Source organism: Mycobacterium sp. TH-M103, assembly GCF_057473785.1.
This window is the reverse complement of the sequence record NZ_JBYCLG010000184.1, coordinates 1-6,432: the sequence shown is the minus strand read 5'-3', so window position 1 is coordinate 6,432 and position 6,432 is coordinate 1. Positions and strand designations below refer to the sequence as shown.

General features: G+C 70.7%; 5 protein-coding genes and 4 pseudogenes. 7 read left to right on the top strand and 2 right to left on the bottom strand.

Features of this window, described 5'->3' with window-relative positions:
• Window positions 1-508 (top strand): annotated as a pseudogene (gene thiG, locus AC2VOR_RS10150) (thiazole synthase); the annotation flags it as partial.
• Between the two features lie 11 nt (window positions 509-519).
• A complete protein-coding gene (locus tag AC2VOR_RS10145; protein WP_369741785.1) occupies window positions 520-1,278 on the top strand; it encodes an SGNH/GDSL hydrolase family protein in 759 nt (252 codons plus the stop codon).
• Here AC2VOR_RS10145 and AC2VOR_RS10140 read toward each other — a convergent pair whose 3' ends face one another.
• Window positions 1,279-1,803 carry a serine/threonine protein kinase gene (locus AC2VOR_RS10140; RefSeq protein ID WP_369740896.1) on the bottom strand — a complete coding sequence of 175 codons (525 nt, stop codon included), beginning with the start codon at window positions 1,801-1,803 and terminating at the stop codon, window positions 1,279-1,281.
• Here AC2VOR_RS10140 and AC2VOR_RS10135 point away from each other — a divergent pair.
• From AC2VOR_RS10135 to AC2VOR_RS10115, 5 genes and pseudogenes are all read left to right on the top strand, one after another.
• Entirely contained in the window at window positions 1,795-2,025 is a 231-nt protein-coding gene (locus AC2VOR_RS10135) for a CD225/dispanin family protein (protein WP_369740895.1), read from the top strand. The genes AC2VOR_RS10140 and AC2VOR_RS10135 overlap by 9 nt on opposite strands.
• An 84-nt stretch (window positions 2,026-2,109) precedes the next feature.
• Window positions 2,110-2,504 (top strand): annotated as a pseudogene (locus tag AC2VOR_RS10130) (DUF2752 domain-containing protein).
• Window positions 2,505-2,526: 22 nt separating this feature from the next.
• The gene (locus AC2VOR_RS10125; RefSeq protein ID WP_486963728.1) at window positions 2,527-4,029 is read left to right on the top strand and encodes a M28 family metallopeptidase; all 1,503 of its coding nucleotides are present in this window, start codon (window positions 2,527-2,529) and stop codon (window positions 4,027-4,029) included.
• Between the two features lie 104 nt (window positions 4,030-4,133).
• Window positions 4,134-5,582 carry an HNH endonuclease signature motif containing protein gene (locus AC2VOR_RS10120; protein WP_486963727.1) on the top strand — a complete coding sequence of 483 codons (1,449 nt, stop codon included), beginning with the start codon at window positions 4,134-4,136 and terminating at the stop codon, window positions 5,580-5,582.
• 17 nt (window positions 5,583-5,599) lie between these two features.
• Window positions 5,600-6,085, top strand: a pseudogene (locus AC2VOR_RS10115) (peptidase); the annotation flags it as partial.
• A gap of 16 nt (window positions 6,086-6,101) precedes the next feature.
• Here AC2VOR_RS10115 and AC2VOR_RS10110 read toward each other — a convergent pair.
• Window positions 6,102-6,432 (bottom strand): annotated as a pseudogene (locus tag AC2VOR_RS10110) (LLM class F420-dependent oxidoreductase); the annotation flags it as partial.

Below are 6,432 nucleotides of genomic sequence, written 5' to 3'. Positions count from 1 at the left end.
CGCGCAGCTGGCCCGCGAGGCGCTCGACACCAACTGGGTCAAGCTCGAGGTGATCGCCGACGAACGCACCCTGCTCCCCGACGCGCTCGAATTGGTCCGGGCCGCGGAGCAACTGGTCGACGATGGATTCGTCGTCCTGCCCTACACCAACGACGACCCGGCCCTGGCGCGCCGGCTGGAGGACACCGGGTGCGCGGCGGTGATGCCCCTGGGCTCGCCGATCGGGACGGGCCTGGGCATCGGCAACCCGCACAACATCGAGATGATCGTCGCCCGGGCCGGCGTGCCGGTGGTGCTCGACGCCGGCATCGGCACGGCCAGCGACGCCGCGCTGGCGATGGAACTGGGTTGCGACGCCGTGCTGTTGGCCACGGCCGTGACCCGGGCCGCCGATCCGCCGGCCATGGCCGCCGCGATGGCCGCCGCCGTCACCGCCGGCCACCTGGCCCGGCGCGCGGGTCGGATCCCCAAGCGGTTCTGGGCGCAGGCGTCGTCGCCGGAGCGATGACGGTCGTGGCGATGGAACGTTATGTCGCGCTGGGCAGTTCGATGGCCGCCGGTCCCGGTATCCGGCCCCGCGCCGCGGACGCGCCACGCTGGTCGGGCCGCTCGGCGCGCAACTACCCGCACCTGGTCGCCCAACGCTGCAACCTGAAACTGGTCGACGTCACGTTCTCCGGCGCGACCACCGCGCACGTGCTCGCCGAGCGCCAGCACGGCCGGCCACCCCAGATCGACGCGCTGGACGGGTCGGAAACGTTGGTGACGATCACCGTCGGCGGCAACGACGTCGGCTACGTTCCCCTGCTCATGGCCGCCGCGCTGCCGCGCCCGGTCCGGCGGCTGCCGGTGCTGGGCGGTCGCATCGCGGAGTTGCTGGACCGCGACGCCCGCGAGCGTGCCCTGGAGCAGGTTTTCGACGCGCTGTGCGCCGTCGGTGCCGCCGTGCGGCAGCGTGCCGCGTACGCACGGGTCTGCTTCGTCGACTATTTGACGATCCTGCCACCCGCGGACGTCGCGGCGCCCCCGCTCACCGCGGCGGATGCCGGCCTGGGCCGCCATGTGGCCGCCGCCCTCGAACGGCTCACGGCCGACGCGGCGGCGGCTACCGGCTGCGAACTCGTCGGCGCCGCCGCGGCCAGCCGGGCGCATCACGCGTGGTCGGCCGACCCCTGGACGACCAGGCCCGGGCTACCGCTACGGGGCCGGCCGGCGCCGCTGCACCCCAATGCCGCCGGGATGCGCGCGGTCGCCGAACTCGTTGTCGCCCAAGCGTAGTCAGCCGTTGTTCCGCCACCACTCATAGAGCGCGGGGACGTCGTTGTTGGACGCCCGGATGTAGCTCAACACGTTCTTGGCGTCGACGGTCCAGATGACCTCGGCGGCGTCCTGGAAGGACCCGCACGCCACCTGCCCGGCGTTACTGGTGGCGGAGCTGCCCTGGTGCCACTTCGTCGGGGACTTCTCGTTCCCGCAGTTGGCCAGGGTTTCCTCTTTGATGCTGGTTTTGAACATGTTGCCCAGATCGTTGCCATTGCTGAACAGGATGTACTTCGCCTCGGCGGGCCCGTTGGGATCGCGGCTCTGGCCGCACTGCAGCGAGGCCAGCTGGCCCGGTGCGATGGGTTGGGGGGTGCAGTCTTTCAGTTCGTACCCCTTCGACAGCGTGTTGGACAGCGTGTCGATGTCGGACTGGTTTCCCGTGTTGGGATCGGCGGTGGCGGGGGCGGCGCCCGTGCAGACCAGGCCGAGCGCGAGCACCGTGAGCGCCGCGATCCGCAGTGCATTGCTGGAATGGGACAAACCGAAACTCCTGAACCGGGATCAGTAGGGCTATGCGCCGACTATGCCATACCCCGGCCCTGTTGCCTTCCGTTCGGGATCGTGGCGACCGTCAAGTCCGGTCAGGTCAACGCGCTATGGGCCCAGGGGCGTTACGTCGAGGCGCAGGCCTCCGCCGACAGTGCCAAGAAGTGGGTGATGTGGTCGGTCATCATCGCCTGGTCGTCATCGCGATCAACGTGATCCCGGCTCTGGCGGGCGCCTTCAACGCCTCCGACACCAGCACGGCGATGCTTGCCGCGATGTTCTGAAGCGGGGCTCGCGCTGATAGTGACCCGCCGGGGGCCGGTCGCGGCGGGCCTGGGGGCGTCGCTGGCGGTGGCCGCGGCCGCGGCGGCGGTGTGTGGCGCGGTCTGGGTGGGCGACCCGACGACGCCTAACGGCCCGCTGCCGGTCTGCCCGACCAAGGAGCTGCTGGGAATCGACTGCCCCGGCTTCGGCAGCCTGCGCATGCTGTACTGCCTGCTGCACGGCGATCTGCTCGGCGCCACCCGGTTCAACGCGCTGGACCTGCTGGCGGTGGTGCTGTCGGCGTGGGCGTACCTGGCGTGGACCTACGGTCGGGTGGCGGGTGGTCGGCGGCGGTGACACTGGTCATGGTGAGGGGCTGGTTGGTGGTGCGCAACATGCCGTTCGCGCCGTTGCACGCACTACACGCCTGATCCGGGTCTAACCTGGGGCGCGATGCTGAACAAATCAAAGCCGCCCGCGGCGGTACTGGCAGTCGTCGCCCTGGCCGCGCTGTCGACCGGCTGCTCCCACTGCTCCACCAAATACCAGCAGGCGACCGGCAACGCCGACGCGGTGAAGTTCGCGACCACCCTGCATCGCAAGGTCACCACCGACGCGATGATGGCGCGCCTGTCCAAACTGCAGGACATCGCCAACGCCAACAACGGCACCCGGGCCGTCGGTACGCCCGGGTACGAGGCCAGCGTCGACTATGTCGTCGAGACGTTGCGCCACAGCGGTTTCGACGTCCAGACGCCCGAGTTCTCGGCGCGCGTCTTCCACGCCGAGAAGCCGGTGGTGACGGTCGGCGGCGCGACCGTGGAGGCGCACGCGCTGGAGTTCAGCCTGGGCACCCCGGCGGACGGGGTGAGCGGCCCGCTGGTGGTCGTCCCCGCCACCGGAGATGCGTCGGGCTGCAAGCCCGCTGACTACGACCGGTTGCCGGCGCGCGGCGCGGTGGTGCTGGTGGACCGCGGCACGTGCCCCTTCGCGCAGAAGGAGGACGCAGCCGCCCAGGCCGGCGCGGTGGCGATGATCGTCGCTGACAACGTCGACGAACAGCAGATGGGTGGCACGCTCGGGGCCAACACCGACGTCAAGATCCCGGTGGTGAGCGTCACCAAGTCCACCGGCCTGCGACTGCGCGCCCAGCCGGGCCCGACCACGATCAAGCTGGTTGCCTCCAGCCAGAACTTCAAAGCCCGCAACGTGATCGCCCAGACCAAGACGGGCTCGCCCACCGATGTCGTGATGGCGGGCGCGCATCTGGACAGCGTGGCCGCCGGGCCCGGGATCAACGACAACGGATCCGGGGTCGCCGCGGTTCTGGAAACCGCGGTCCAGCTAGGGAATTCGCCGCAGGTGCACAACGCGGTGCGGTTCGGATTCTGGGGTGCCGAGGAACTCGGGCTCATCGGCTCGCGCAACTATGTCGAGTCCCTGGACGTCAAGGGACTCAAAGCCATTGCTCTGTATCTGAATTTCGACATGCTGGCATCGCCCAACCCCGGCTACTTCACCTACGACGGGGACCAGTCGCTGCCGGCGGATTCCCGCGGCCAGCCGGTGGTGCCGGAGGGCTCGGCCGGTATCGAACGCACGCTGGCCGCCTACCTGGACAACGCCGGCAAGACCGCGCAGGACACCGCGTTCGACGGGCGCTCGGACTACGACGGGTTCACGCTGGCCGGCATCCCCGCGGGCGGGCTGTTCTCCGGGGCCGAGAGCAAGAAGTCCGAGGAGCAGGCCAAGCTGTGGGGCGGCACCGCCGGCCAGCCCTTCGACCCCAACTATCACGAGAAGACCGACACCCTCGACCACATCGACCGCAGCGCACTGGGGATCAACGGTGGGGGTGTGGCCTACGCGGTCGGTCTTTACGCCCAGGATGTCAAGGGCCGCAATGGCGTTCCGGTGATGGCGGACCGGACTCGGCACCTGCTGGCCAAGCCCTGAGCCACGATCCGGGTCGGTCTTGCCGCTGACCGGGCGGCCACGCGGAGTCCATCGGGGCGAGCGGTCCGATCGCCGTGTCAGACCCCTCTGGTTTACTCGCTTGTATGTTCGAAGGGCAGGCGGCTCCGGCGGGCTTGGTGGATCGGATCACGGCTGCCGCGCGGACGGAGAACAGGGCGGCCGCGGCGGGTTTGGTGGCCATCGGGGAGTTGTTCGGGTATCGGCTGGCCCAGAGTGAGGAGGCCGAGGACTGGGCGATCGACACGATGGCGGCGGTGGCCGCCGAGGTGGGGGCGGCGTTGCGGATCGGGCAGGGGTTGGCCGCCAGCCGGGTGCACTATGCGCGGGCCATGCGCGAGCGGTTGCCGCAGGTGGGGGCGGTCTTTGCGGCCGGGGATATCGACTTCCGGTTGTTCGCCACCATCGTCTACCGCACCGACTTGATCACCGATCCGGACATTTTGGCTGCCGTGGATGGGCAGTTGGCGGTGGCGGTGGCGCGGTGGCCCTCGATGACGCGGAGCCGGGTGGCCGGGGCCGTCGACAGGATCGTGGCCCGGGTCGACGCCGATGCGGTGCGGCGTCGGCGTGAGGAACGGCCCGGGCGCCGGGTGGAGTTCGACGAGGGGGTGGGCGGGCTCTCACAGTTGCGCGGCTACGTGCTGACCCCGGATGCCCGCGCGCTCGATCAACGGTTGGACAAGCTGGCGGGCACGGTGTGTGCCGGGGACCCGCGCTCGCGGGTTGAGCGGCGCGCGGATGCCCTGGGGGCGTTGGTCGGCGGGGCGGATCGGCTGGGGTGTCGCTGCGGGCGCGACGATTGCCCGGCCGGGGGCGGGGCGGGGGCGCCGCCGGTGGTGGTCCATGTGCTGGCCGAACAATCCACCGTGCACGGCGGTGGGGCGCCGGGGTCGCAGGTGTGCGCCGACGGCTTGATCAGCCCGGACCTGGTGGCCGAACTCGCGGCGACGGCCACACTCGTGCCGCTGGTTCATCCCGGGGACGCCGCCCCCGAGCCGGGCTATGTGCCGTCGAAGGCGTTGGCCGATTTCGTGCGCTGCCGGGACCTGACGTGCCGCTGGCCCGGCTGCGAGCGTCCGTCCTTTGACTGCGAGCTCGACCGCACCATCCCGTATGCCCAGGGTGGGCCGACCCACGCGGCAAACCTCAAGTGTTACTGCAAAACTCACCATCTGGTCAAAACTTTCCTAGGCTGGGCCGAAAAGCAGCTGCCCGACGGCACCCTGATCCTGACCGCCCCGTCCGGGCACACCTATGTCACCACCCCGGGCAGCGCGTTGCTGTTCCCGAGTTTGGCGCGCGCGGTCGGGGGCTGCCCGGCCCCCGAAATCGACATCCCACCCCAGGGCTACTGCGGCGACCGCAGCGCGACGATGCCCAGACGCCGGCGCACCCGCCCCCAGGACCGCGCCTATCGCGTGGCGGCCGAACGCCGAAGAAACCGCGAAGCCCGCGCGGCCCGAAAATCCGCCAGCCACATCTACTTCGGACCCGCACCGCCCGCAGCTGACGACGACCCGCCGCCGTTCTGACTCGCATCGCGGCGGACGCCTACCGGCCAGTCGGCTGCGCCGACGCGCGGCCGAGCCCGCCGGCGTCCTACTGCCCGGCCAGCAACACCATCGTGGTGGACCTGCCCGCGCTCGCCTCGATGGCGAAGGTCGAAGGCGTGCGGCAGCACGCGTTGCCGCAGGGCGACGACACCGCGCTGTCGATCGTGATGTCGCGATACGCGCTGGCGGTGCAGCGCGAACGCGGCCTGCCGATGCACAGCCCGTGGACGGCGCTGCGGACGGCATGCCTGACCGGCGTGGTGCACCGCAGGATGGCCGAGCCCGTCGACCCGTCCGCGCAGCACCAACTGCTGCTGACCGCCGGCGATCTCGACGAGGCGGTCGCCGGCTTGCTGACCAACCACCTGGTCGCCAGCGACGCCGACGGCGCCGGCGTGCCGGCGGGTTTCATCCCGATCGCCGCGTTCCGGGGCGGCGTGGTCGGCGACATGGACGCGTGTTACTCCCGTTATCCCGGATGAGTGATGGCGAAGCGATTCAGCCGATTTCGCCGAGGCGGGGGATCAATTCGTCCCCGAGGCGGCGGATGAAGCCGACCGGGTCCGGGTTGCCGGGCAGCGGACCCGCGTTGATCATCCCGATGCCGAGCGCGGCGTAGCGTTCGACCGTCCGCAGGTACTCGTCGGGGGCGGCGAACGGATCGGCCGGCACGCCGACCGCCTTGCGGATCTCGGCGGGGTCCCTGCCGACCGCGTCGCAGTGCCGGTGCAAGACGTCGACCTTGTGCTGCAACTCGCCGGGATCGCTGGTCGTGCTGTTCCAGACGTCGGCGTACTGCGCGACCAGGCGCAGCGTCTTGCGCTCGCCG